This window comes from Streptomyces sp. NPDC050610 (genome assembly GCF_040654875.1).
In the GTDB taxonomy this organism is placed as follows: domain Bacteria; phylum Actinomycetota; class Actinomycetes; order Streptomycetales; family Streptomycetaceae; genus Streptomyces.
Map to the genome: position 1 here is coordinate 144,926 of NZ_JBFAIV010000007.1, position 23,874 is coordinate 168,799.

Genomic DNA, 23,874 nt, shown 5'->3' on the forward strand with positions numbered 1-23,874 from the left:
GCGCATGTTCCGGCTCCGCGCGCCCCGGACGGACCCGCTGTCCGCCCGCCGCTCTGCCGCGGGCTCCCGTACCCCCAGCCGCCGGGCCCCCTCGGCCACCCGGCCCGGAACGACTACGCGAGGCGAGTTCCAGTGATCCTGCTGCTGTCGACGTCCGACACCGACCTGCTCAGCGCGCGCGCCGCCGACGGGCCCGTGCCCTACCGGCTCGCCAACCCGGCCCGCCTCGACCTGAGCGAGCTGCCCGGCCTCCTCGACGGCGTCCAGCTCGTCGTCGTACGGCTCCTCGGCGGCGTACGCGCCTGGCAGGAGGGGCTCGACATCCTGCTCGCCGGGGACCGGCCCGTGGTGGTCCTCACCGGCGAACAGGCCCCCGACGCCCAGCTGATGGAGGCGTCCACCGTCCCCGTCGGCATCGCCGCCGAGGCGCACGCCTACCTCGCGCACGGCGGGCCCGCCAACCTGGAGCAGCTCGCGCGCTTCCTCTCCGACACCGTGCTGCTCACCGGCCACGGTTTCGAGGCGCCCGCGCCCGCCCCCACCTGGGGTTCGCTGGAGCGCACCCCGCGCGCCGACGCGAGCGGCCCGCGGATCGCCGTGCTCTACTACCGCGCCCACCACATGAGCGGCAACACCGCCTTCGTCGAGGCGCTGTGCCAGGCCGTCGAGGACGCGGGCGGCGTGCCCATGCCGCTCTTCGTCGCCTCCCTGCGCGCGCCCGAGGCCGAGCTGGTCGAGGCGCTCGGCGCGGCCGACGCCGTCGTCACCACCGTCCTCGCGGCCGGCGGCACCAAGCCCGCCGAGGCGTCCGCCGGCGGCGACGACGAGTCCTGGGACGCGGGCGCGCTCGCCGCCCTCGACGTGCCGATCCTCCAGGCCCTGTGCCTGACCGGGCCGCGCACCGCCTGGGAGGAGAACGACGAGGGCCTCTCCCCGCTGGACGCCGCCACCCAGGTCGCCGTCCCCGAGTTCGACGGCCGCCTCATCACCGTCCCGTTCTCCTTCAAGGAGGTCGACGAGGACGGCCTGCCCGCCTACGTCGCCGACCCCGAGCGCGCCGCCCGCGTCGCCGGCATCGCCGTGCGCCACGCCCGGCTGCGCCACATCCCGGCCGCCGAGAAGCGCCTCGCGCTCGTCCTCTCCGCCTACCCCACCAAGCACTCCCGCATCGGCAACGCCGTCGGCCTCGACACCCCCGCCAGCGCCGTCGCCCTGCTGCGCCGCCTGAAGGCCGACGGCTACGACTTCGGGACCGAGCCCGTACCCGGCCTCGAATCCGGCGTCGGCGACGAGCTGATCTACGCCCTCATCGAAGCCGGCGGCCACGACCAGGAATGGCTCACCGAGGAGCAGCTGGCGCGCAACCCCGTCCGCATCCCGGCCGCCGACTACCGGCGCTGGTACGAGCGGCTCCCCGCCGAACTGCGCGAGGCCGTCGAGGGCCAGTGGGGACCCCCGCCCGGCGAGATGTTCGTCGACCGCAGCCGGAACCCCGAGGGCGACATCGTCCTGGCCGCCCTGCGCCGCGGCAACCTCCTCATCCTCATCCAGCCGCCGCGCGGCTTCGGCGAGAACCCCATCGCCATCTACCACGACCCCGACCTGCCGCCCTCGCACCACTACCTGGCCGCCTACCGCTGGATCGCCGCCGACCGGGCCGACGGCGGCTTCGGCGCCGACGCCATGGTGCACCTCGGCAAGCACGGCAACCTGGAGTGGCTGCCCGGCAAGAACGCGGGCCTGTCCGCCGCCTGCGGCCCCGACGCCGCCCTCGGCGACCTGCCGCTCATCTACCCCTTCCTGGTCAACGATCCCGGCGAGGGCACCCAGGCCAAGCGCCGCGCCCACGCCACCCTCGTCGACCACCTCGTGCCGCCGATGGCCCGCGCCGAGTCCTACGGCGACATCGCGCGCCTGGAGCAGCTCCTCGACGAGTACGCCTCCATCGCCGCCATGGACCCGGCCAAGCTGCCCGCCATCCGCGCCCAGATCTGGACGCTGATCCAGGCCGCCAAGCTCGACCACGACCTCGGGCTCGCCGACCGGCCGGACGACGACGGGTTCGACGACTTCCTGCTGCACGTCGACGGCTGGCTGTGCGAGGTCAAGGACGCCCAGATCCGCGACGGCCTGCACGTGCTCGGCGGCGCCCCCACCGGCCCCGAGCGCGTCAACCTCGTCCTCGCGATCCTCCGCGCCCGGCAGATCTGGGGCGGCACCGCCGCCCTGCCCGGCCTGCGCGAGGCCCTCGGCCTCGACGAGTCCGCCGCCACCCGCACCGGCGCCGACGAGGCCGAGGAGCGCGCCCGTACGCTCGTCGCGGCCATGGAGGACGCCGACTGGGACCCGGCCGCCGCCGAGAAGGCCAGCCTGGAGCTGCCCGAGGCGCAGCGCCAAGGCGTCCGCGCCATCCTGGAGTTCGCCGCCCGCGAGGTCGTGCCGCGCCTCGCCGCCACCACCGACGAGCTCGACCACGCCGTGCACGGCCTCAACGGCGGCTTCGTGCCCGCCGGGCCGTCCGGCTCCCCGCTGCGCGGCCTGGTCAACGTCCTGCCGACCGGCCGCAACTTCTACTCCGTCGACCCCAAGGCCGTGCCCAGCCGCCTCGCCTGGGAGACCGGCCAGGCGCTCGCCGACTCGCTGTTGGAGCGCTACCGCACCGACAACGGCGAGTGGCCCAAGTCCGTGGGCCTCTCCCTGTGGGGCACGAGTGCGATGCGCACCTCCGGCGACGACATCGCCGAGGCACTGGCGCTGCTGGGCGTCCGGCCCGTCTGGGACGACGCCTCGCGCCGCGTGAACGGCCTGGAGCCCATCCCCGCCGAGGAGTTGGGCCGCCCCCGCATCGACGTGACCCTGCGCATCAGCGGCTTCTTCCGCGACGCCTTCCCGCACGTCATCGGGCTCCTCGACGACGCCGTGCGGCTTGCCGCCGGGCTGGAGGAGAGCGACGAGCAGAACTACGTGCGGGCCCACGCCCAGGCAGACCTCGCCGTGCACGGCGACGAACGCCGGGCCACCACCCGTATCTTCGGCTCCCGGCCCGGCACGTACGGCGCGGGCCTGCTCCAGCTCATCGACAGCCGCGACTGGCGCACCGACGCCGACCTCGCCGAGGTCTACACCGTCTGGGGCGGCTACGCGTACGGCCGCGAGCTGGAGGGCCGCCCGGCCCGCGAGGAGATGGAGAGCGCCTACAAGCGCATCGCGGTCGCCGCCAAGAACACCGACACCCGCGAACACGACATCGCCGACTCGGACGACTACTTCCAGTACCACGGCGGCATGGTCGCGACCGTACGGGCGCTCAAGGGCACCGCGCCCGCCGCGTACATCGGCGACTCCACCCGGCCCGAGACGGTCCGCACCCGCACCCTGGTCGAGGAGACCTCGCGCGTCTTCCGCGCCCGCGTCGTCAACCCCCGCTGGATCGAGGCGATGCGCCGCCACGGCTACAAGGGCGCCTTCGAACTCGCCGCCACCGTCGACTACCTCTTCGGCTACGACGCCACCACCGGCGTCGTCCCCGACTGGATGTACGACAAGCTCGCCCAGACCTACGTCCTCGACCCCGAGAACCGCGCCTTCCTCCAGGAGGCCAACCCCTGGGCGCTGCACGGCATCGCGGAGCGGCTGCTGGAGGCCGAGAGCCGCGGCATGTGGGCCGAGCCGGACGCGGAGACCCTCGACGCCCTGCGCCAGGCGTTCCTGGAGACCGAGGGCAACCTGGAGGGCGACGACTGACCCCTCGTCGCGAGGGTGACGGCTCCTCAAATTGCAAATTGGGCCCATGGCCCGGTGATCACTAAGATCCGCTGAATGATCATCACAAGACGGCTGGTGGCGGGCGCCTTCGCGGCGCTCGCCACGCTGGCCGCCGGCGCCTCCCCGGCCCTCGCCGCGGACGAAGCGGCGGAGAAGGCCCCCAAGGTAGAGCTCGTCCTCGACGTCAGCGGCTCGATGAACGCCAAGGACATCGACGGGCAGTCGCGCATGGCCGCGGCCAAGCAGGCGTTCGGGGAGGTGATCGACGCGACGCCGGAGGTCGTCCAGCTCGGCATCCGGACCCTCGGCTCCGAGTACCCCGGCGAGGACAAGGTGATCGGCTGCCGGGACAGCAAGCAGCTGTACCCCGTGGGCCAGGTCGACAAGGCCACCGCCAAGGCCGCCGTCGCCAACCTGAAGCCGACCGGCTGGACGCCCATCGGCTACGCCCTGCGCGCCGCCGACAAGGACCTCGGCAACGACGGCGGCACCCGGCGCATCGTCCTCATCACCGACGGCGAGGACTCCTGCGGCAAGCCCGACCCCTGCGACGTGGCCCGCGAACTCGCCGCCAAGGGCACCCACTTGACGGTCGACACGCTCGGCCTCGCCCACGACGACAAGACCCGCAGGCAGCTCAGCTGCATCGCGGAGGCGACCGGCGGCACGTACACCTCGGTGCAGCACGCCGACCAGCTCTCCGGCCGCATCAAGCAGCTCGTCAAGCGCACCGCCGACCCGGTCGAGGCGCCGCCGAAGGCGGTGCAGGGCGCCACGGACCAGTGCACCGACGCGCCCGTGCTGGGCGCCGGGATCTTCACCGACCGCGAGAAGTTCGCCGAACACCGCTGGTACCGCGTGAAGGTGAACCCCGGTCAGGAACTGCGCGCCGCGGTGAGCGTCAGCGCCGACCGCGCCGTCAACCCCGACTACGGGGTGCGGCTGCGCGCCGTCAGCGACAAGGGCCAGGAGCTCGTACGCGGCAGCGACGCGGGCAGCGGACGCACCGACGTGCTCTCCTCGGGTCTGCGCTACCCGGTGGCCGAGCAGGACAAGAAGTCCGACGGCAGCCGACCGGACCCCAAGACCGTCTGCCTTGAGGTCGCCAACTCCTTCTCCGCGCCCGACTCCGTCAAGCGCGAACCGGGCCTCCCCGTCGAGCTGGCCGTCGACCTCGTCAAGGCGCCCGACAACGCCTCGGACGTGGCCGCCTTCGGCCTCGGCCGCGGCTGGGTGCTGCTCGCCGCCCTCGGCGGCATCGGCCTCCTCGCCGGTCTGATCTGGGGCTGGCTGACGCGCTGGCGCGTCGCGGTCTGGAGGGCGAACTGATGCGTACGACACGTGTGCTGGGCGCGGCCCTGCTCGCCGCCACGGCCCTGCTGTTCGCCCCGGCCGCCTCCGCGGCAGCCGACGACGCGACTCCCACCCCGAGCGCCGGCGCGAGCGGAGACAACTCCTCCGAGTCCGCGCCGACGGAGGCCGGTACGGGCTTCCGTACCGCCACGGCCATCAAGCAGGGCCAGAAGGCGAGCGCCACCGCCTCCACCGGCGACTACCTCTACTGGCAGTTCCCGGCCGGGGCGGGCCAGCGGGCGACCGCCAAGGCGACCGTGACCCTCCCGGAGGCGAGCCTTCGGCACGGCGCGGCCACCTGGCAGCTCGACGTCTACGACGGACTGCGCCGCCGCCAGGCGTGTGCCTCCGGCGAACCGACGAAACGGGCGTCCGAGACGGACACCGCCATCACCCTCACCTGCACCCTGCGCCCCGTACGGCAGTGGGCCGAGCGCTGGTCCAACGACCCGCTGCCCGGCGCGTACTACCTGCGGCTGACCGTCGCGGAAGCGCCGGACAAGGACATGGGCCTCGCGGCCCGCGCCGAGGTCGAGGCGACGGCGGAGAGCGCCGGCGGCTCGTACGACGGCGGCGGCGAGCTGGGCGCGCCGCTGCACGCCCAGTCGGTCGCCGAGCCGGAGGACGGCTGGACGGGCGGCTGGTTCTCCGACCGCTGGGCGTGGACCCTGGGCGGCGGCGTCCTCGCGGCGCTCCTCGGCGTCGGCGGCTACACGCTGACCCGGCATCCCCGCAACCGCTGGGGAGCCCGCCCGCCCGCCGCGCGCCAGCCGGGGCAGGGGTATCCGGGCGACGGGTACGGCGACGTGCGCTAGCGGACCACGCGGGCGGCGGGCCCTTGGGCCCGTCGCCCGCCCGCACCTGGGCGCTATGATTGCCGCATGCACTTTTCTCCGTGTCAGAACTGGTGGCCGTCCTAGCGGGACGGCTTCCGATCAGACACGACCACGGGCCGTCCGCAAGGGCGGCCCTCGCGCGTTCTCCACGCTCCCGGCCGCTGCCGCGTCCGGCCTCCACCCAGCGAGGAGAACCCCGATGTCCATCACAGCCCTCGACGCCGACGTGTGCCGCGCCCCCGGCGACCACCGCGTACTGACCGGCGACCGGCCCACCGGCCCGCTCCACCTCGGCCACTACTTCGGCACCCTGCACAACCGGGTACGGCTCCAGAACCTCGGCGTCGAGATGATCGTGCTGGTCGCGGACTACCAGGTGCTCACCGACCGCGACGTCGCCGACCGCCTCGGCGACCACGTCGAGGGCCTCGTCCTGGACTACCTCGCCGCCGGCATCGACCCCGAACGGGCCACCGTCTTCGCGCACAGCGCGGTCCCCGCCCTCAACCAGCTGCTGCTGCCCTTCCTCAGCCTGGTCACCGTCGCCGAACTGAGCCGCAACCCCACGGTCAAGGATGAGATCGCGCACTCCCGGCAGTCCGCCGTGAGCGGGCTCATGTTCACCTACCCCGTCCACCAGGCCGCCGACATCCTCTTCTGCAAGGCCAGCCTCGTCCCCGTCGGCAAGGACCAGCTGCCGCACCTCGAAGTCACCCGCACCGTCGCCCGCCGCTTCAACGACCGCTACGCGCACGGCGGCCCGGAGATCTTCCCGCAGCCCCAGGCGCTGCTGTCCGCCGCGCCGCACCTGCTGGGCACCGACGGCGGCAAGATGAGCAAGAGCCGCGGCAACGCCATCGCGCTGGGCGCCTCCGAGGACGAGACCGCCCAGCTCGTCAAGCGCGCGAAGACCGACGCCGAGCGGCACATCACCTACGACCCCGAGACCCGCCCGGAGGTCTCCGGCCTCGTCCTCCTCGCCGCGCTCTGCCAGGACCGCGACCCGCACCAGGTCGCCGAGGACATCGGCGCGGGCGGCGCCGCCGCGCTGAAGAAGGTGGTCACCGAGTCCGTCAACGAGTACCTGCGCCCGATGCGGGCCCGCCGCGCCGCGTACGCGCGGGAGCGCGGCTACGTCCGCGAGGTGCTGCGGACCGGCAATGAGCGCGCCAACGCCATCGCCGACGCGACGCTGCGCGAGGTGCGCGAGGCGATGGGGGCGACGTACTGAAGGGAACCGGGGAGCCCAGGGGGCTCCCCGCCCCGACCGCTCAGGCGAGCAGCCCCTCGGCCGCCAGCCGCTCGATGACCTGCCAGAGCGCCGGCGCCCCGCGCCCGGCGTCGGCCACGCCCAGCCACGCCAGCTCGGCGATCTCCCGCCCGGGTGCCGGCTCGCCCGCGGCCTCGCCCGTGTAGCAGGTCATGTGCAGCCGCCTGCCGTCCTCCTGCCCGTGCGCCACGTCCTCGACGACGAACGCCTCGGTCAGCGCCTCCGGCGCGGCAGCGATCCCGAGCTCCTCGGACAGCTCGCGGGAGAGCGCCTGCGGGCCGCTCTCACCGGGCTCCAGCTTCCCGCCGGGCAGGTAGAAGACCTCCCGGCCGTGCGTGCGCACGGCCAGCAGCCGGCCGTCCCGCACACACAGCCAGCTCACCGATTCCAGGGCGGGGAGTACCGCTGACACCGCTGATCCACCTCTCGTACGCACCACGTTGACGTGACGCATTCTCGCAGGCGGGACGGAACGCGCCTCCGGAGCCCCGACCGGTGACACGGTCTACCGCGGCCGCGCCGGATCGTCGCCGCGCACGGCGTGGATGTACAGCGCCAGGGTGTCCGCGGTGAAGTACGAACTGTAGGAGATGTCCGGGAAGTCCCCTCCGGTGTGGTAGCCCCCGATCACCCCGATGAGGCGGTAGCCGCTGAGGGACCGCACCAGGAACGGGCCGCCCGACGTGCCGCCGATGTAGCCGGCGCAGGCGATCTCCAGGAAGTCGCCGGGCGCGGCCGGGTCCGTGCTGGTGTAGCGGTGCGTGGCGGAGCGGCAGTCCAGCGGCTTGGGGTGGGTGGCGTCGTCGGTGCCCGGGTAGCCGATCAGCCGTACGCGCCGGTGCTCGTAGCCGGGGTAGACGCCGAGGCCGAAGCCGCCGGCGGCCTCCTGCGCCTCGGTCCCGTCCGCGCGCGGGCCGACCCGGACGACGGAGTAGTCCCAGCGGGCGCCCGCGTCGGTGCCCAGGTCGTAGTAGCGCTGGTCGATGTAGACGCGCTCGACGGGGAAGAGCCCGAACGGCTTCTGCCCGTCGTGGTACTGGGGCACGAAGGACAGGTGCCGCTTCGGCTTCGGGGTGCGCAGGCAGTGCCCGGCGCCGACCACGAGGTCGCGGTGCGGGCTGCGGACGATGGTGCCGCCGCAGGAGCGCCCGGTGCCGGTGTCGTCCGTCCAGAAGAACGTGCCCACTTGGGGGAGGCCGTCGAAGGGGCGGCTCGGCGCGGTGGGCCCGGCGGCCGGGGCGCCGCCGCGCGCCGCCGCCCGCACGCCCGCGACGGGTTGCGCCGCGGCCATCCGCCGCGCCGTCCAGTAGGCGTCGTCGGAGGCGGCCGTGGAGCGTTCGGTGCTGTCGGTCCTGCCGGCACTGTCGGCGGCGTGTGCGGTGGACGTCGCCGCGACGAGGAGCAGGGACAGGAGGGGCAGGAATACGGGGCGCGGCGGTCTTCTCATGGAGCGGGTCCTCCCGGGGACGAGAGCTGCGGGTCCGGAGTCTGCGCCGGTACGAGCGTGTCATCGTCCCCCGCGCGCGGCGGGTCCGCGAGAGCGCCACGGCGTTCGGGCGCCGGATCTCCCCGAGAGGTGTGCCACCCCACAGAGCCGAGACTTTCCCCGCGGGCCGCCGCCACCGCATTATGGTCAAGACGGGTTGGCGGCCCGTTAGGTTGCTTCCGTGTGGCTGTCAAGAACCGGCCCCGGTTAAACCGGTGGTTAAGTAAGACACATCGTTCTTTCCCTCTGACGCCCTGGTGCGGCGCGTTACCTCCGTGGCAAGATGCTCTCCACGGCGGTTGCGGGCTTAACTGCCCGTGAGATGCCGTGCGACACATTCCGAAGGATGGAGCAAATGGCAGTCGGGGGCGACAGATCGGCGGGGGCCGGTGAGAGCCCGCTCGCGGAACGGCTCAACTACCTGTTCGCGAGCATGCACCCGCCGGGAGCTCCCTATACCAACGGACACGTGGCGGACCGGATCAGCACCGGGACGGACGAGTACGGCGGAGTCAGCGTGACGGAGCAGTATCTGTCGATGCTGCGCAACGGCCGGCGCGCCAATCCCAGCCCCGATCTGCTGCGGGCGCTCGCCAAGTTCTTCGGAGTGCCGGTCGGTTACCTGTTAGGCGATCTGTCGCCGTCTCAGGCCGAGCGGGTGGAGGAGGAAGTCCGCTTCCTCACCGCCATGCGGGACCAGCGCGTACGCGCCATCGCCCTGCGCTCGGTAGGTCTGCCGCCGGAGGTGCAGGACAGCCTGACGACGATCATCGGCCAGTTCAGACGGCAGATGAACCTTCCGGCGGACCCGCCCGAGACGGGAGCCGAGGAACCGCGTGGCGAGAGCTGAGCGGACCGGGCTCCGAGATCCGGCGCGGATCGGTGGAGACGAGGTGGCCCTGGACGGGGGTCAAGGCCGCCTGCGACACAGGCTGGTGCCGGGCCCGTACGAGCGTGTACGGACCCGGCGCCGCCCGTGCGATCCGTCGGTTTCCGGTCGAGGACGCGGCGACCGGCATCCGGGCGGCGACGGTGGGGCGAAGACGCCGCCCACCGCTGACCCGATCTCTTGTGGTCCGGATTTGTTCCTGGGGCCGGAGCGTGCGGGTCCGGCGCCGTGGCCAGTCGGGACGTCCGGTGCCGGGGCGTGGGGCCCCTGCTGTCCGGGTGCGCCGTCGGCCCGTACGGAGCCCGGGGCGACACGTGCGGAACAGCTGCCCGAAGCTCGGGAATCGCTGTCCGGGCCCGCTCCGAATAGCGACCGGCCCGCGCTGAAGTGGCGTTCCACGATCCGTGCGCGTGGCCTGAATTCGCTCCCTGTCCGCTGGTAATCAGTCAGCCGAACAGGTTTTTGATGCATAACCCATCCTTGATGAGGTAGAAAGGTTCCTGTGCCCGCCCGGTGTGCATCCCCCGTCGCACCGGGCGGGCCTTCTCCTTCCCTCGGCTTTCTCCGGCATGTTCTCAGTGCCCCGGCGGGAACTTGAGGAGAGCGCCGGCGGCCAGCATCTGGATGCTCACCGAGGCGAGTGCCTTGTGTGTCGGCAGGTGGTGCTGACCGCGAATCAGCAGGGCGGCCAGCGCGTAGCCGAACAGCCAGGTCAGGCCAGCCAGGGCGCGTACCGCCAGGGAATGAGCCGGGAGCCAGGCGTGCAGTGCCAGGCGCGGCAGGTCGGTGGTCCAGAACAGTACGACGAACAGCGTGACCGTCGGGCCGAACCTGCCGTTGCCGCCCAGGCGCCGGGCGATGGTGTGGGTGACGACGCCCAGTACCAGGCTGGCGAACAGGACCCCCGCCTCGACGGTGGCCAGTGAGCCCAGCGCGAGCGTGCGGTTGCCGTCCCACTGCTGGCGGAACGAGCCCTTGGTGACGGTGCCGAGCGCCCCGCAGACCAGGCAGAGCAGGACCGCCGCGCCCCACACGCCGCGGTCCCGGGCCTCGTCCAGGATCTCGACGGGGCGGTACCAGAGGCCCGGTATCAGCCGGTGCCAGTAGAGCCTGCGCCGTTTCGTGGGGGGCGCGGGCGGGGGCGGGGCGGTGGTCGCAGGCATGGTTGCCGTTCTATCACCGGTGATTTCGAGCCGACGCCGGGCCCATCACGACCACCGGCTTGAGCTTCGGGTCGAGGGTGCGCAGCAGGGTCCGCATCACATTCGGCTTCAGGCTCACACAGCCCTGGGTGGGGCCGTCGTGGTCGACGTGCAGCCACACGCCGCCGCCCTTCTTCGCCCCGAGCGGCCGCCGCGGATCGAGCGGTGAGGTGCCGGGCACCCGGTTGTAGTCGATCCCGATGACGTAGTCGAAGGCGCCGGCGAGGGGTTCGCCCTCGACGCCGCTGCCGGAGGCGATGAAGGACCCGTTGTGGTCGTACGGGAGCTTCGCGTCCGGGAAGGCGAGCTTGCCGCCCGCGCCGGTGAGGGTGAACACGCCCTCGGGGGAGCGGAGGTCGCCGTAGTGGTGGTCGGGGGTCCAGCCGTGCGCGGCGTTGTGCGCCGGCCAGCTCGGGCCCGGCCGCCAGAGTCGCGAGTCCTCGGCGCGGGTGTAGAGGACCGCGGTCGAGTCGGAGGAGTCGGCGCCCCGGCCGGTGACCACCAGAACTTGGCGGGATTCCGCTGGTATTCGCTTGCGCGCGGCCGCGTCGAGGCCCGGAATCCGGCCGTCGTCGGTCGGCTTCGGCGAGGGCGGCACGGCCGCCGGCGCGGCGGGCGTCGTCGTCGCGGGGGCCGCCGCCGCGGGCGAGTCGGCTTTGACCTCGTGTCCCGAGGCGGCCCAACTCCACAGTCCCGCGGCGGCGATGGCGGCGGTCGCCGTGGAGAGGACGACCTTGCCCCGCCGGGTCACGCGTACACGTTCGTTATCGTTCAATTCCGGTCCACCAGGTAGGGATATAGGGATCTTTCGCACCCTACCCGGACGTGCGGATTCCGCTGACCGGTGTGACACGTGTGGCTCGAATACAGCCGAAGGCCCCCGCGGCGCAGGGACCTTGCGACGCGGAGACCTTGCGATGCGGGGACCTTCGGCCTTCGGCCTTCGGGCGGCCGCCGGGATCAGCCGCCGGCCGGCGACCCGTCCTCGGCGTCCGGGTCGGCGCCGCGCAGATACTCCTCGCTGATCTCGCGCGGACCGAACGGCCACACCTTCTCGTACCGCGACCAGAGCAGGAACGCCACGCAGCCCGCCGCGACCCAGGCCAGCGACCATTCGATGGGGTGCCTGCCCGGCGAGTTCTTGTCGGCGTAGCCGTAGATCACCAGCCAGCCGACGAGCGCGACGACGCTCGGCACCGGGTACAGCCACATCTTGTACGGCCGCCGAAGCCCCGGCTGCCGGCGGCGCAGCACCGTGACGGCGGCGATCTGGGCCAGCGCCTGCACGATCACCATGACGGTGGTCAGCAGCTGGATGATGGTCGCCAGGTCCGTATGCCTGCCGATCATGAAGCCGACGGCCGTGACGGCGCCCATGGTCAGCAGGGACAGCACGGGGAAGCGGTGGCGCGGGTGCAGCTTTCCGTACGGGCGGAAGAACACCTTGTCGCGGGCGGCGTCGTACGGCACCCGCGAGCCGCCCAGCAGCCCCGCGAAGACGGAGGCGACGGCGGTGATGAGGATCAGCACGGTCACGGCGTCGGCCGCGCTCTTGCCCCAGGCCTTCTCCAGCACCGCCGAGGCGACGGAGGAGGACGCCGTGCTGTCCGGGTCGAGCATGTCCTTCCAGTCGATGACGCCGAGCGTGCCGATCTGGAGCAGCAGGTAGATCGTCATGATGCCGAGGATCGAGTAGATGATGGCGCGCGGCAGGGTGCGGCCGGGCCGCTTGATCTCGGCGCCCATGTACGCGGCCGTGTTGTAGCCGAGGTAGTCGTAGATGCCGATGGTCAGCCCCGCCGCGAAGCCGATCCAGAAGTGGTTGCTGGTCAGCTCGAAGGCGTGCGCCGGGTAGGTGAAGGCCCGCTCCGGGCTGAAGTGGGTGAAGGCGGCCAGGATGACGAGCACCACCGAGGCGATCATCACGGTCCACATGACGACCGAGAGCTTGGCGATGTTCTCCACCCGGCGCCACAGCATCGCGAGGATGACGACGATGGCCGCCAGCCCGACGAGGTCGCCCTGGCCCCGGCTCATGCCCGGCCACAGATAGCCGAGGTACTGCACGAACCCGATGATCCCGGTGGACATGGCCAGCGGGATGAAGAGCATCGCCGTCCATACGAAGAGGAACGGCATCAGCTTGCCCGTGCGGTACTGGAACGCCTGCCGCAGATAGACGTAGCTGCCGCCCGCGCCCGGCAGCGACGCGCCCAGCTCGGCCCAGATCAGCCCGTCGGCGAGGGCGAGGACCGCGCCCGCGATGAACCCGATCACGGCCTGCGGCCCGCCGAAGGCCGCGACCATCAAGGGGATCGTCACGAACGGCCCGATGCCGCACATCTGGCTCATATTGATGGCGGTGGCCTGGAACAGGCCGATGCGCCGTACGAATCCGACGCGCTCGTCCATGAGGTCCGGCATAAGCGTCAGCCCTTTCTCGTGCGTAGCACGCTGCGCGCCGTGCTCTGTGGGGTGTTCCAGCCGGACACCCGGACCGAGGGCGCCGAGCCGTGCAGATCCGCGGTGCGGTAGCTCGCGGTGACCGTCACCGACTCGCCGGGCCACAGGCTGACCTGGTTGTCCGTCCACCGCACAGGTAGCACCGGTCGGCCTGCCGCGTCCACGACATGGACGTCGGTCATCAGCGCCGGCGCCGAGCCACCGCCCGTGCGGCGCAAGGTGACGGTCGTCGTGGAGGTGCCGTCGGGCCCCTGGTCCGTGCGGGACTTCGAGACCACCCGCGCCCGGCCCATGGAGGCGAGCCCCGTCAAGTCGGCGTAGCTAGTCGTCGGCGTGTAGTACCAGTCGGTGCGGGACCAGTCGAGGACGTCCGGCTTCGTGGAGAGCCAGTACACGTTGCGGCTGACCTCCCTGCCCCGCGCGTCGGTCAGCCGGAGCTTGGCGAGGTAGGTCCCCTTGAGCCCGGGCACCCGGGCCGGGAGCGTCAGCGCGGTGGCCTTGCCGCCGTCGCCGGGCGCGGTCACCGCGGCCTCCCGCACGAGCTTCCGCCGCCCGTCGGGGGTGTAGAGACCCACCTGGGCCCTGAGCCCGGCCGCGGCGGTGTGGCGCTGGTTGACCACGACCACCGACCGGTCGTCGTAGGAGTACTGGATGTGCAGCGGCTCGCCGGCCTTCTTCGCGCCGAAGTACGCGCCGCCCTGGTCGAGGTAGCGGTCGAAGAGCTGCCAGTGCAGCGACGTCCAGCCGCTGTTGAGCAGCCAGTAGATGAGACCGGTCGACGGCTTCGACCGGTCGCTCGCGTTGCGCCCGTACGCCTCGAACTCGGCCCGCACCGCCTCGTACTGGGTCAGCTGCGCCTTGCGGACGTAGTCGTCGAGGCCCTTCGGCCGGCCGTAGCGGCCGGCGAGCGCGTTCCCGTACAGCTTGAGATCGCCGAAGGTGGTGGACGGCGAGCGGTGGTACTGCCGCGCCGACGGGTCCTTCCAGAGCGTGCGCAGCTCGGCGGGGGAGAGCATCCGCTTGAGGGTGTCGAGGGTGGGGACGGACGGCCCGGCGCTGGTCTCGGAGTTGAAGCCGGTGGCGCCGCCCTCGCGCTTGGCGTACCAGTAGTTCGGCGGGACCCAGTCGTAGGGGCCGGTCATCTTCATGCCGGACGCGCCCAGGACGGGCGAGGGGCGCTTGGAGGCGGAGGAGACGACGGGGTTGGGCCAGTCGGCCGCCTTCAGGGCGTCGAGGTAGTCCTTCTCGGTGCGCGCGCCGGGCGCGAAGTCGGAGCCGATGAGGAAGGAGATCACGCTGGGGTGGCCGCGGAGCCGGGCGGCCTCGGCGGCCATGGACGCCTTGGCGACGCGGTGGTCGGCCTCGGTCCACTTCTCGCCCGGCTCGTCGCCGTTGTTGTCGCCCTCCCATTTGCCGCAGCACTCCCAGCCGGGGAGCGTCAGGATGCCCATCCGGTCGGTCAGCTCGAAGAACTCGTCCGGCTCGATATGGCCCTCCAGCCGTACGGTGTTGAGGCCGAGGTCGGTCACGTACTTCAGCCGGTCCTTCACATAGCGGGGGTCCCAGCGCAGGAAGATGTCCGACAGCCAGCCGCCGCCCTTGATGAGCAGCGGCCGCCCGTTGACGGAGTACCGGCGCGCCCCGGCCGGGTCGAGCGGGGCCTTGACGTCGCGGATGCCGAACTCCTCGTGCGCGGTGTCGGCGGTCCTGCCGTCCACGGCGGCGGTGAGGCCGAGCCTGTACAGCGGCTGCCCGCCCATCCCGGCGGGCCACCACACCTTCGGATGGGCGAGGCGCAGCCGGGGGGTGTCGGCGGGGCTGAAGGAGACCGCCCTGCTCTCGTGCGCGGCCAGCGTCACGCGCTTGCCGAAACGGACCGGCCCGATGGCGCCGGAGACGGTCGTGGTCAGCGGGGCCGCCGTCTCATTGCGGGCGGTGGCCTTGACGGTGAGGTCGGCGGAGCCCATGCCGGGCAGTGCGAGCTTCGTCGACACATGTGCGTCGCGCAGCGCTACGGGGCCGCCCCGGCGCACCAGGACGTCGCGGACGAGGCCCATGTTCGCGTCGGGCGGCGGTTGCAGCCAGTCGACCCAACCCATCGTCAGGTTCTTGTCCGGATTGTTGGGACGGACCTTCAGCGCAACGGAGTTGACGCCCTTTCGGACGAGTGAGGTGATGTCGAGTTCGTGCCGGGTGTACGCGCCGGCGACCTGGTCCGCGCCGGCCGCCCGCTTCCCGTTCACGTAGACGTCGGCCGCCGAGAGCACGCCGCTGAAGTCGAGGTAGGTGCGGGTTTCGGGGTGCTTGGCCTTCCCGACGGTAAAGTCCGACCGGTACCACCAGGGGACGGAGAAGTCCTTCGCCGCGATCTTCTTCATGTTGGTGGAGTAGAAGGGATCGTCCTTGTACGTGCCGTCGGCGAGCAGCGCGGCGAGCACGGTGGAGCGCGCCGCCGCCGGATGCCAGCCCTCGGCCCCGTAACCGGGGGTGGAGATGGCCTCGGGGGTGTCGGAGACCTCGGCCGAGGACTGGATCGCGTACCCCGAGAGCGGGGTCGCGGCACCAGGGGCCGGTGCGGCCCGGGTGACGGGGGCGACGGGCGGGGCGGCGGGACGCGGCGCCGGGGCGGTGGCGTGCGCGGGGAGGGCCGAGGCGGGGAGGGCGAGGCTCAGCAGCAGACCGGTGACGGCTAATGGCGCGGCGGGGCGGAGGGACACAGCGGGTACCTCTCGGACGGCCGAGTCGGCGGGGGATCGGCAGGATTGGCAGGAATGGCAGGATTCAGAAGGAATGGCCGGGCGCGGCGTAATTCACCTTTCGTCACTGGAAGTTAAGAAACCTTCCTATTGGGTGGGGCAGGACGCTAAGGAATCGCACCGTTCATGTCAATGATCTGAGCGGAGTCCGACGGTACGACCGGACGAGTGGATGAGGGGATGAGGGGAAGCTGTGCGCGGAGGACGAGTGGCCGTCGTGGGCGGGAGCATCGCCGGCTGTGCCGCGGCGCTGGCCGCCGTACGGGCCGGGGCGGCCGAGGTCGTGGTGTACGAACGGGCCGCCCGGCGGCTCCAGGACCGGGGCGTCGGCCTCGCCGTCCAGCAGGACCGGTACGCCGAACTGGAGCGGGCCGGGTACGTCGACGCCGCGATGCCCTGGGTGCGGCTCACCCGGCGCGTCTGGCTGCTCGGCGACACGGACGCGCGCGGCGGGCGGGAGTTCGGGGTGCTGCCCTTTCCCTTCCGCTCCTACAACTGGGGTTCCCTATGGCGGGAGTTACGCGCCCGCGTCCCCGAGCGGGCCGACTACCGGTCGGGCGCCGCCGTCGAATCGGTGACACCCGACCCGGACCGCGGTGACGTCCCGCGCGGCGCCGTTCTGCGTCTCGCGGACGGCGGCGAGGAGCGGTTCGACCTCGTGATCGGCGCGGACGGCTACCGCTCGGTCGTCCGCGCCGCGATGTACCCCGACGTCGCGCCCCAGTACGCCGGGTACCTCGCGTGGCGCGGCTCGCTGCCGGCAGACCGGCTGCCGGGTCCCCGCGACGCGTGGGCCGAACAGGACGCCGCCACCGTCGCGTTCCCCGGGGGCCACATGATCGCGTACCGCATTCCCGGCCCCTCCGGCCGCGGCACCTCCGTCAACTGGGTGTTCTACGCGGTGCCCCCCGACGTGCCGGGGCTGCGGCTCGACGACCCCACCATGCCGCCGCCGCGGACCGTCGCCGCCGAGCTGTTCGAGCATCAGGAGAAGCTGGTGGCCGCGCACTTCCCGCCCTACTGGCGGGAGGTCGTCCAGCGCACCCGCGCCGAGGACACCTTGGTGCAGCCCATCTTCGACCTCGCCGTGCCGCACTACGCCAAGGGCCGCCTCGTCCTCCTCGGCGACGCCGCCGCCATCGCCCGCCCGCACACCGGCGGCGGCGCGGTCAAGGCGCTGCAGGACGCCACGGTGCTGGAGCGCGCACTGCGCTCCGCCGACGGCTTCGACGCCGGGCTGGCCGCGTACGACGCCGAGCGCGCGCCGATCGGCCGGGCGGTGCTGGAACTTGGCAGGCGGCTCGGCCGGGCGCAAGTGCTGTCCGTACCGGACTGGGCGGCCATGGACCAGCGGTCCACCGAGGAGTGGTGGCGCGCGGCCTCGGAGGGCGAGCGGGGCTTCGGCGGGATCGCCCTGGGCAGGTAGACGGAGTTCGGTGAGCGCGCCCGTGGAAGGCGGGGAGGGGTTCGGCGAGTGCGTTCGCGGAGGGGGAGCGGAGTCCGCCGAGTGCGCCCGCGGGCGGCGGAGCCGCGTGCGTCACATCGGCCCGCCACTGGTCAGAGGCGTCGAAACCGTTAAATCCGCCACTGGCCAGAACCGCCGAAGCCGTTAAAGTAGCCCAGCCGTGGTGTTCGGGAAGACCGGTGAGGGGCCCTCGCGGCCCTATTCCGGAGCGGCCCTCGCCACTGTGATCGGGGGCCCTCAGCCCTTCCGTACCCGCCTCGGCGGCCGTACGGAGCCACTGGCCGCAGCCTGCGACCGGGAAGGCCGGGCGGAGGACAGCGCGAGCTGAACCCGTAAGCCAGGAGACCGGCCACGGCATCTCACGAACTGATCCACGAGGTGCTGGAGCGTGAAATACGGATGGCCCTGCCCACCGACACCCCCACTGATTCCCCCGCCGGTCCCGGCTCCGATACCGCCGCGCCCGCGTTCCGCTGGCAGCGGCAGGACACCCTGCGCACCGCCGGACTGCTGGCCGTCATAGCCGCACTGCACGTCGTCGCCTTCGGCGTGCTCTTCCTGTTCGTCGTGCCCAGCCACTACACCGTCGGCTCGCAGGTGTTCGGCGTCGGCCTCGGCGTCACCGCCTACACCCTCGGCATGCGGCACGCCTTCGACGCCGACCACATCGCCGCCATCGACAACACCACCCGCAAGCTGATGGCCGACGGCAAACGCCCGGTCTCCGTGGGCTTCTGGTTCGCCCTCGGCCACTCCAGCGTGGTGGTCGCCATGGCCGCGCTCGTCGCGGGCGGCGCCCATCTGGCCGGCACGCTGATCAACGAGGACTCCACGGCCCACCAGGCGCTCGGCGTCGTCGGCACGACCGTCTCCGGAACCTTCCTCTACCTCATCGCCGCGCTCAACCTGGTGGCCCTCGCGGGCATCTGGAAGGTCTTCCGCTCCATGCGCGCGGGCCGCTTCGACGAGGCCGAGCTGGAGGAGCACCTGGACTCGCGCGGCTTCATGAACCGGGTGCTCGGCCGGTTCACCCGCTCCATCACCCGCCCCGGCCAGATGTACCCGCTCGGCTTCCTCTTCGGCCTCGGCTTCGACACCGCGACCGAGGTCACGCTGATGGTGATGGCGGGCAGCGGCGCCGCGGCCGGGCTGCCCTGGTACGCCATCATGTGCCTGCCGCTGCTCTTCGCCGCCGGGATGAGCCTCTTCGACACGCTCGACGGCACATTCATGAACTTCGCCTACCAGTGGGCGTTCGCCAACCCGGTCCGCAAGGTCTACTACAACCTCACCATCACCGGTCTGTCGATCGCGGTCGCCTTCCTCATCGGCACCATCGAGCTGGTGAGCGTCCTGCGCGAGAAGCTGGCCATGGACGACGCGGTCACCGGCTGGATCTCCGGCCTCGACCTCGACAACGTCGGCTTCGTCATCGTCGGGCTCTTCGTGGTGGTATGGGCGGCGGCGCTCGCGTACTGGCGGTTCGGCAAGGTCGAGCAGCGCTGGGCGGCCCGGACGGCGCCGGAGGGCTGACGCCGGCCGATCGGCCGGTGACGGGGGCGGCGCGGCGCCGGCCGCGCCGCCCCCGTACGTGCGTTCGTGGTGGCGCGGCCGTCGCGCGTACGGGCAGAGGTCCCGTCGCGTGTACGGGCAGAGGTCCCGTCGCGTGTACACGCGGAGATGAGGAGGCCCGTCGGTCAGGCCGGCGCCGAGCCGCCTCGGGCGACGACGGTCGCGAGCCCGTCGAGCACCCACTCCAGGACCTGGTCGAACGGCTGAGGACCGGGGGCGTGCCGTCCGGGGTCGGTGACCCAGCGGATGAAGTGGGGGTGCCTGCCCGCGGCGGCCACCCGCTCCAGGTAGGGCTCGACGGCCTTCTCCAGCTCGTCGTCGGTGTGCAGCCCGACGCGGGCCCGCATGGTCCGCTCTTCCAGCAGGGCGAGCCCGGAGCCGAAGACCTGGCCGAGCACGGTCTCGACGCACCGCATGCGGGTGGCCGCGTCGAGCCCGAGGGGGTCGAGCTCGGTGAGCGCGGATTCGTAGAGATCGAGGGCGTTCGGCCCCAGCGGCGGGCGGCTGAAGGCCAGCCGCGCGAACCACGGGTGGCGTTGCACGGCGTCCCAGCCCGTGCTGCCCATGGTGTGCAGCGCCGCGCGCCAGCCCTCGCCGCGGGCGACGGTGAGCTGCCCGTAGACCTGATCGGACATCAGATCCAGCAGTCCGTCCTTGCTGCCGACGTAGCGGTACAGGGCCATGGGGCTGCGCACGCCCAGCCCGGTCGCGAGGGCCCGCATGGTGAACTCGCCGGCCGCCTCGCGGTCGGCCATGTCCATCGCGGCGCTCACGATGCGCTCGCGGCTGAGCTGTTCGGTCCGGCGGGGCGGTGCGGGCTCGTCGAACCACACCAGGCCACCGGACGCGGGGCGACGGTCGGAGGAAGTCATGTTCCTCGAACCCTACCATCGGGTGTACGTTGTACATCATGAGTGGACAATGTACACAGACCTCTGACGTACTGATCTCCGGCGGCGGCCTGACCGGCCTGACCGCCGCGCTGGTCCTCCGCCACCACGGCGTCGCCGTCACGGTGGTGGAGAGGCGCGCGACCACCTCGCCGCAGCCCAAGGCCCGCCGCTTCCATGTGCGCAGCATGGAGATATTCCGCGAGCTCGGCCTCGCCGGACTGGTCCACGACGCCGCCCGCGACCTCGCCGGCCACGACCACATGGCGGCCGGCCGCACGCTCGCCGAAGCCGAACAGCTCCCGCTGTGGCAGCCCGTGGCGCCCGGCGCCCCGGCCCTCGACGTCAGCCCCGAACAGCCCTGCCTGATCGCCCAGGACATACTCGAACCCGTCCTGCGCGCCGCCGCCGTCGACGCCGGCGCCACCGTGCGGTTCGACACCGAACTCCTCGGCTTCGACCAGGACGCGGACCGGGTGAGCGCCGAACTCCTCGACCGTACGGACGGCAGCCGCCACCGCGTCGAAGCCCGGTATCTGGTGGCCGCCGACGGGGCACGCGGCTTCGTGCGCGAGACCCTCGGCATCAGCCGCTCCGGAGAGGGAGCCGTCGGCGGCCCGAACGTGAACGTCTACTTCCACGCGGACCTCGCCGAGGTCGTACGCGGCCGGGAGTTCAACCTCTGCCGGCTCGACCACCCCGACGCCCCCGGCGCGCTCGCCTCCGTCGACGGCCGCCGCCGGTGGGTGTTCATGAGCCCCGGCGGCGAGGCAGACCGCGACTGGCCCGCCCTGCTGCGGACCGTGCTCGGCGTCCCCGTCCCGGACCTCGACATCCTCAGCGTGCTGTCCTGGCAGGCCGAGATGCTCGTCGCCGACCGCTACAGCACCGGCCGCGTGCACCTGGCGGGCGATGCCGCCCACGTCATGCCGCCGTTCGCCGCCAGCGGCGCCAACACCGGGATCGCCGACGCGCACAACCTGGGCTGGAAGCTGGCCGCCGTCCTGCGCGGGGAGGCCGCGCCCGCCCTCCTCGACAGCTACGACGCCGAACGCCGCCCGGCCGGCTGGTTCGCGGCCGACGAGTCCAGCCGCCGCATCGCGACCTTCCAGAACCTCGCGGCGCCCCCGGACCCGACCCTCGCCCACCCCTTCGTCCTGGCCGCCGGGGGGTTCCAGCACACCGAGGGGGCCCTGGTGAGCGGCCCGGAAGCGACGGACGACCCGGAGCCGGTCACCGAGTTCGCGCCCGCCGGGCGCGTCGGCACCCGCGTTCCCCACCGCTGGCTCGACGAGGCCCGTACCCGCTCGACGATCGACCTCGCGGGCCCCGGCTGGTCCCTCCTCACGAGCCCGGAGACCGCCTCGCCGCGAACGGACCGGCTCCCGGTCCACCGGCACGAGCTGGACTTCCTGCCCGCGGGCGAGTGCCTGCTGCTGCGGCCCGACCACCTCGTCGCCTGGCGGGGCACGGACCCCGACCGGGCGGTCGAGGTGTACGACGGCCTGCTCCGGGCGGAACTTTCCGAGCTGTCCGAGCTGTCCGACGCGGGACCGGAACGCCGGGACCCGGCCGCGCGCACCGCCTCCGCGTAGCGGTACGGCCGCGCCGCCTGCCGCCCGTTCGTCGGGTCGTACGGTCGTACGGTCGTACGGGCATGCGGTGCGTCGGGCAGCGCCGTGCGGCCGTTCGGGGGAGGGGCCCCACGTAGGGTCGACGGCATGACCGATCTTCCTGACCTCCGGATCGAGCTCGACGGGCGGGTGGCCACAGCCGAAGAGCTGTTCGCCCCGCTGATGAGCAACTACGGCCATTTCACCGCCATGCAGGTGCGCGGCCGGGCGGTGCGCGGCCTCGACCTCCACCTCGCGCGGCTCGACGCGGCCACGCGCGAACTGTTCGGCGCCGGCCTCGACGGCGGCCGGGTCCGCGAGCTGATCCGGCACGCGCTCGGCGGCGTCGAGGACGCGTCGGTGCGGGTCAACGTCTTCGTACCGGCCCCCGAAGCGGAGCCCTCGGTGCTGGTCAGCGTGCGCCCGCCGACGACCATGCCGGCCACCGCGCAGGCCCTGCGCACCGTGCCGTACGAGCGCCCCGTCGCCCACGTCAAGCACACGGGCGGCTTCGCGCAGGGCTACTTCCGCCAGCAGGTCCAGCGAGCGGGCTTCGACGAGGCGCTGCTGGTGGGCCCGGACGGCACCGTGGCCGAAGGCGCCATCACCAACGTCGCCTTCATCGACGGCGACACCGTGGTGTGGCCCGACGCCCCCGCGCTGGACGGCATCTCGATGCTGCTGCTCCGGCAGGAGCTGGACGCGGCGGGCCTGCCCTGGCGGCGGTCCGGCGTGCGTACCGCCGACCTGGCTTCGTACGGCGGGGCCTTCCTCACCAACTCCCAGGGCATCGCGCCCATCTCCCGCATCGACGACCTGGCGTTCCCCGCCGACGTGCCGCTCGTGGCCGAGGTCGTGCGGATCTTCGGGATGATCGCGGCGGACGTCATCTGACGGCATCGCGGCGGCCGCCGTCCTGCGCCCCCTGTGACGATCCCCCCGACGGCTCTCTTGAATGACCCTCTTTAGCGGCCCCCTCTGACGGCCCGTCGGCGGGGGCCGCGCGGGGCGCCGGGCCTCTTGATCGGCAAGGTGGCCGGGGCCACTGTGGCTTCGAGTGACTGGATATCGCTGGATGTCCACGGACCCGGAGGTGCGGGCATGGGTGCTGAAGTGGAAATGGGCCGCCGTCGGCTGCTCGGCGCGGTCGCCGCCGGCGCGGTCGCGGGGGCGGTGGCGAGCGGCGGTACGGCGCGGGCCGCGCGGCCGGCCGACCTGGCCGCGGCCGCGGAACGGGGGCGGGGCGGCGGCGCGAGCGGGCGGCCCTGCTACCTCGGCACGTACACGTCGGGCGGCAGCGGCGGGCGGGGGATCGGGTTCGCGGCCTACGACGGCGACACGGGCCGGCTCACCTCGACGCGGGTGCTGGAGGGCGTCGCGGACCCCTCCTTCCTGGCCCTGGACCCGTCCGGGCGGACGCTGTACGCGGTCGACGAGCAGGACGAGGGCGGCGTGAGCGCCGTGCGGCTCTCGGCGGACGGCGGGGCGCGGCTGCTGGGGCGGCAGCCCACCGGCGGCGCGGCGCCCTGTCATCTCTCCCTCCATCCGGGCGGCCGCCATCTGCTGAGCGCCAACTACGGTTCCGGCAGCGTTGCCGTCCATCCCATCGGCCGGGACGGCGCTGTCGGTGCGCGGACCGACCTCGTGCGGCATACGGGCTCGGGCCCCGACCCGGAGCGGCAGCGGGGCCCGCACGCGCACCAGGTGCTCACCGCGCCGGACGGCAGGTACATCCTGGCGGTGGATCTGGGCACGGACGCCGTGCACACGTACCGGCTGGACGAGTCCACCGGCCGGCTGCGGCACATCTCGCGCGCGGCGACGCGGCCGGGCGCCGGGCCGCGCCACCTGACGTTCCATCCGTCGGGCCGATTCGCCTATCTGGCCAATGAGTTGGACGACACGGTGGTGGCGTGCCGGTACGACCCGGCGGCCGGCCGGCTCACGCCGGGCGCGCCGCAGCCCGCCACTGTGCCGGGGCCCGGCGGCGGGGTGCGCAACTACCCGTCGCAGGTGCTGGTCACGGGCGACGGCCGGTTCGCGTTCCTGGCGAACCGCGGGCGCGACTGCCTCACGCGGTACGCGGTGCGTGACGGCGGCGCCCGGCTGGAGCTGCTGGACGCGGTGCCGGTCGGCGGGGCGTACCCGCGGCACATCGCTTTCTCGCCATCGGGGTCGCTGCTGTTCGCCGCCAACCAGAACTCGGACTCGGTGACCGTCTTCGCCGTGGACCGCAGGTCAGGTCAACTCGCCCTGACCGGAGGGAAGTTCACCGCCCCCACGCCCGTGTGCACGGTTCCGGCCTGATTGCCCG

General features: G+C 72.8%; 17 protein-coding genes and 1 riboswitch. Of the genes, 10 read left to right on the forward strand and 7 right to left on the reverse strand.

Features of this window, described 5'->3' with window-relative positions:
* The first annotated feature begins 132 nt into the window (after positions 1 to 132).
* From cobN to trpS, 4 genes are all read left to right on the forward strand, one after another.
* Positions 133 to 3,744 (forward strand): cobaltochelatase subunit CobN, encoded by a 3,612-nt coding sequence (gene cobN, locus AB0I22_RS11455; protein ID WP_363130495.1) that lies wholly within the window; start codon positions 133 to 135, stop codon positions 3,742 to 3,744.
* Between the two features lie 75 nt (positions 3,745 to 3,819).
* Positions 3,820 to 5,094, forward strand: coding sequence for a VWA domain-containing protein (locus AB0I22_RS11460; RefSeq protein WP_363130496.1), 1,275 nt, complete (start codon positions 3,820 to 3,822; stop codon positions 5,092 to 5,094).
* Entirely contained in the window at positions 5,094 to 5,933 is an 840-nt protein-coding gene (locus AB0I22_RS11465) for a hypothetical protein (protein WP_363130497.1), read from the forward strand. Before AB0I22_RS11460 ends, AB0I22_RS11465 begins: the two co-directional genes overlap by 1 nt.
* Before the next feature lie 220 nt (positions 5,934 to 6,153).
* Entirely contained in the window at positions 6,154 to 7,185 is a 1,032-nt protein-coding gene (gene trpS, locus AB0I22_RS11470) for a tryptophan--tRNA ligase (RefSeq protein ID WP_363130498.1), read from the forward strand.
* A 40-nt stretch (positions 7,186 to 7,225) separates the two neighbouring features.
* Here trpS and AB0I22_RS11475 read toward each other — a convergent pair whose 3' ends face one another.
* Both AB0I22_RS11475 and AB0I22_RS11480 read right to left on the reverse strand, forming a co-directional pair.
* Positions 7,226 to 7,636 (reverse strand): NUDIX domain-containing protein, encoded by a 411-nt coding sequence (locus tag AB0I22_RS11475; protein ID WP_363130499.1) that lies wholly within the window; start codon positions 7,634 to 7,636, stop codon positions 7,226 to 7,228.
* Between the two features lie 93 nt (positions 7,637 to 7,729).
* Positions 7,730 to 8,671, reverse strand: a complete 942-nt coding sequence (locus AB0I22_RS11480; protein WP_363130500.1) for a hypothetical protein — start codon at positions 8,669 to 8,671, stop codon at positions 7,730 to 7,732.
* A 394-nt stretch (positions 8,672 to 9,065) separates the two neighbouring features.
* Between AB0I22_RS11480 and AB0I22_RS11485 the strand changes: the two genes are divergently transcribed.
* Complete coding sequence (locus AB0I22_RS11485; RefSeq protein WP_363130501.1) at positions 9,066 to 9,560, forward strand: helix-turn-helix transcriptional regulator; 495 nt, start codon at positions 9,066 to 9,068, stop codon at positions 9,558 to 9,560.
* Positions 9,561 to 10,174: 614 nt separating this feature from the next.
* On the opposite strand, the gene AB0I22_RS11490 is transcribed toward AB0I22_RS11485, so the two are convergent.
* From AB0I22_RS11490 to AB0I22_RS11505, 4 genes are all read right to left on the reverse strand, one after another.
* A complete protein-coding gene (locus AB0I22_RS11490; protein ID WP_363130502.1) occupies positions 10,175 to 10,762 on the reverse strand; it encodes a YIP1 family protein in 588 nt (195 codons plus the stop codon).
* Between the two features lie 13 nt (positions 10,763 to 10,775).
* Positions 10,776 to 11,552 carry a L,D-transpeptidase family protein gene (locus AB0I22_RS11495; RefSeq protein WP_363130503.1) on the reverse strand — a complete coding sequence of 259 codons (777 nt, stop codon included), beginning with the start codon at positions 11,550 to 11,552 and terminating at the stop codon, positions 10,776 to 10,778.
* 209 nt (positions 11,553 to 11,761) lie between these two features.
* Positions 11,762 to 13,225, reverse strand: a complete 1,464-nt coding sequence (locus AB0I22_RS11500; RefSeq protein ID WP_363130504.1) for an APC family permease — start codon at positions 13,223 to 13,225, stop codon at positions 11,762 to 11,764.
* 5 nt (positions 13,226 to 13,230) lie between these two features.
* Positions 13,231 to 15,981: a sugar-binding domain-containing protein gene (locus AB0I22_RS11505; protein WP_363130506.1), complete on the reverse strand. Its 2,751-nt coding sequence runs from the start codon at positions 15,979 to 15,981 to the stop codon at positions 13,231 to 13,233.
* A 232-nt stretch (positions 15,982 to 16,213) separates the two neighbouring features.
* Here AB0I22_RS11505 and AB0I22_RS11510 point away from each other — a divergent pair, with 232 nt between their 5' ends.
* On the forward strand, positions 16,214 to 17,446 hold the full coding sequence (locus AB0I22_RS11510) for an FAD-dependent monooxygenase (RefSeq protein ID WP_363130507.1): 1,233 nt from the start codon (positions 16,214 to 16,216) through the stop codon (positions 17,444 to 17,446).
* Positions 17,447 to 17,629: 183 nt separating this feature from the next.
* A riboswitch (cobalamin riboswitch) is annotated at positions 17,630 to 17,854 on the forward strand.
* A 30-nt stretch (positions 17,855 to 17,884) separates the two neighbouring features.
* On the forward strand, positions 17,885 to 19,018 hold the full coding sequence (locus AB0I22_RS11515; protein WP_363130646.1) for a HoxN/HupN/NixA family nickel/cobalt transporter: 1,134 nt from the start codon (positions 17,885 to 17,887) through the stop codon (positions 19,016 to 19,018).
* Between the two features lie 164 nt (positions 19,019 to 19,182).
* Here the strand turns inward: AB0I22_RS11515 and AB0I22_RS11520 are convergent, their stop codons facing one another.
* Positions 19,183 to 19,929 (reverse strand): TetR/AcrR family transcriptional regulator, encoded by a 747-nt coding sequence (locus AB0I22_RS11520; protein WP_363130508.1) that lies wholly within the window; start codon positions 19,927 to 19,929, stop codon positions 19,183 to 19,185.
* A gap of 38 nt (positions 19,930 to 19,967) precedes the next feature.
* Between AB0I22_RS11520 and AB0I22_RS11525 the strand changes: the two genes are divergently transcribed.
* The 3 genes from AB0I22_RS11525 (at position 19,968) to AB0I22_RS11535 (ending at position 23,867) form a co-directional block, all read left to right on the forward strand.
* Positions 19,968 to 21,542, forward strand: a complete 1,575-nt coding sequence (locus AB0I22_RS11525; protein ID WP_363130509.1) for an FAD-dependent monooxygenase — start codon at positions 19,968 to 19,970, stop codon at positions 21,540 to 21,542.
* Positions 21,543 to 21,668: 126 nt separating this feature from the next.
* Positions 21,669 to 22,454, forward strand: coding sequence for an aminotransferase class IV (locus AB0I22_RS11530; protein ID WP_363130510.1), 786 nt, complete (start codon positions 21,669 to 21,671; stop codon positions 22,452 to 22,454).
* 207 nt (positions 22,455 to 22,661) lie between these two features.
* A complete protein-coding gene (locus AB0I22_RS11535; RefSeq protein WP_363130511.1) occupies positions 22,662 to 23,867 on the forward strand; it encodes a lactonase family protein in 1,206 nt (401 codons plus the stop codon).
* Positions 23,868 to 23,874: the final 7 nt, after the last annotated feature.

Excerpts from the sequence above, each read along its gene's own strand:
- AB0I22_RS11460 (WP_363130496.1), top strand. The coding sequence starts at position 3,820 with ATGATCATCACAAGACGGCTGGTGGCGGGCGCCTTCGCGGCGCTCGCC.
- AB0I22_RS11465 (WP_363130497.1), top strand. The coding sequence starts at position 5,094 with ATGCGTACGACACGTGTGCTGGGCGCGGCCCTGCTCGCCGCCACGGCC.
- trpS (WP_363130498.1), top strand. The coding sequence starts at position 6,154 with ATGTCCATCACAGCCCTCGACGCCGACGTGTGCCGCGCCCCCGGCGAC.
- AB0I22_RS11480 (WP_363130500.1), bottom strand. The coding sequence starts at position 8,671 with ATGAGAAGACCGCCGCGCCCCGTATTCCTGCCCCTCCTGTCCCTGCTC.
- AB0I22_RS11485 (WP_363130501.1), top strand. The coding sequence starts at position 9,066 with ATGGCAGTCGGGGGCGACAGATCGGCGGGGGCCGGTGAGAGCCCGCTC.
- AB0I22_RS11490 (WP_363130502.1), bottom strand. The coding sequence starts at position 10,762 with ATGCCTGCGACCACCGCCCCGCCCCCGCCCGCGCCCCCCACGAAACGG.
- AB0I22_RS11500 (WP_363130504.1), bottom strand. The coding sequence starts at position 13,225 with ATGCCGGACCTCATGGACGAGCGCGTCGGATTCGTACGGCGCATCGGC.
- AB0I22_RS11515 (WP_363130646.1), top strand. The coding sequence starts at position 17,885 with ATGGCCCTGCCCACCGACACCCCCACTGATTCCCCCGCCGGTCCCGGC.
- AB0I22_RS11520 (WP_363130508.1), bottom strand. The coding sequence starts at position 19,929 with ATGACTTCCTCCGACCGTCGCCCCGCGTCCGGTGGCCTGGTGTGGTTC.
- AB0I22_RS11525 (WP_363130509.1), top strand. The coding sequence starts at position 19,968 with ATGAGTGGACAATGTACACAGACCTCTGACGTACTGATCTCCGGCGGC.
- AB0I22_RS11530 (WP_363130510.1), top strand. The coding sequence starts at position 21,669 with ATGACCGATCTTCCTGACCTCCGGATCGAGCTCGACGGGCGGGTGGCC.
- AB0I22_RS11535 (WP_363130511.1), top strand. The coding sequence starts at position 22,662 with ATGGGTGCTGAAGTGGAAATGGGCCGCCGTCGGCTGCTCGGCGCGGTC.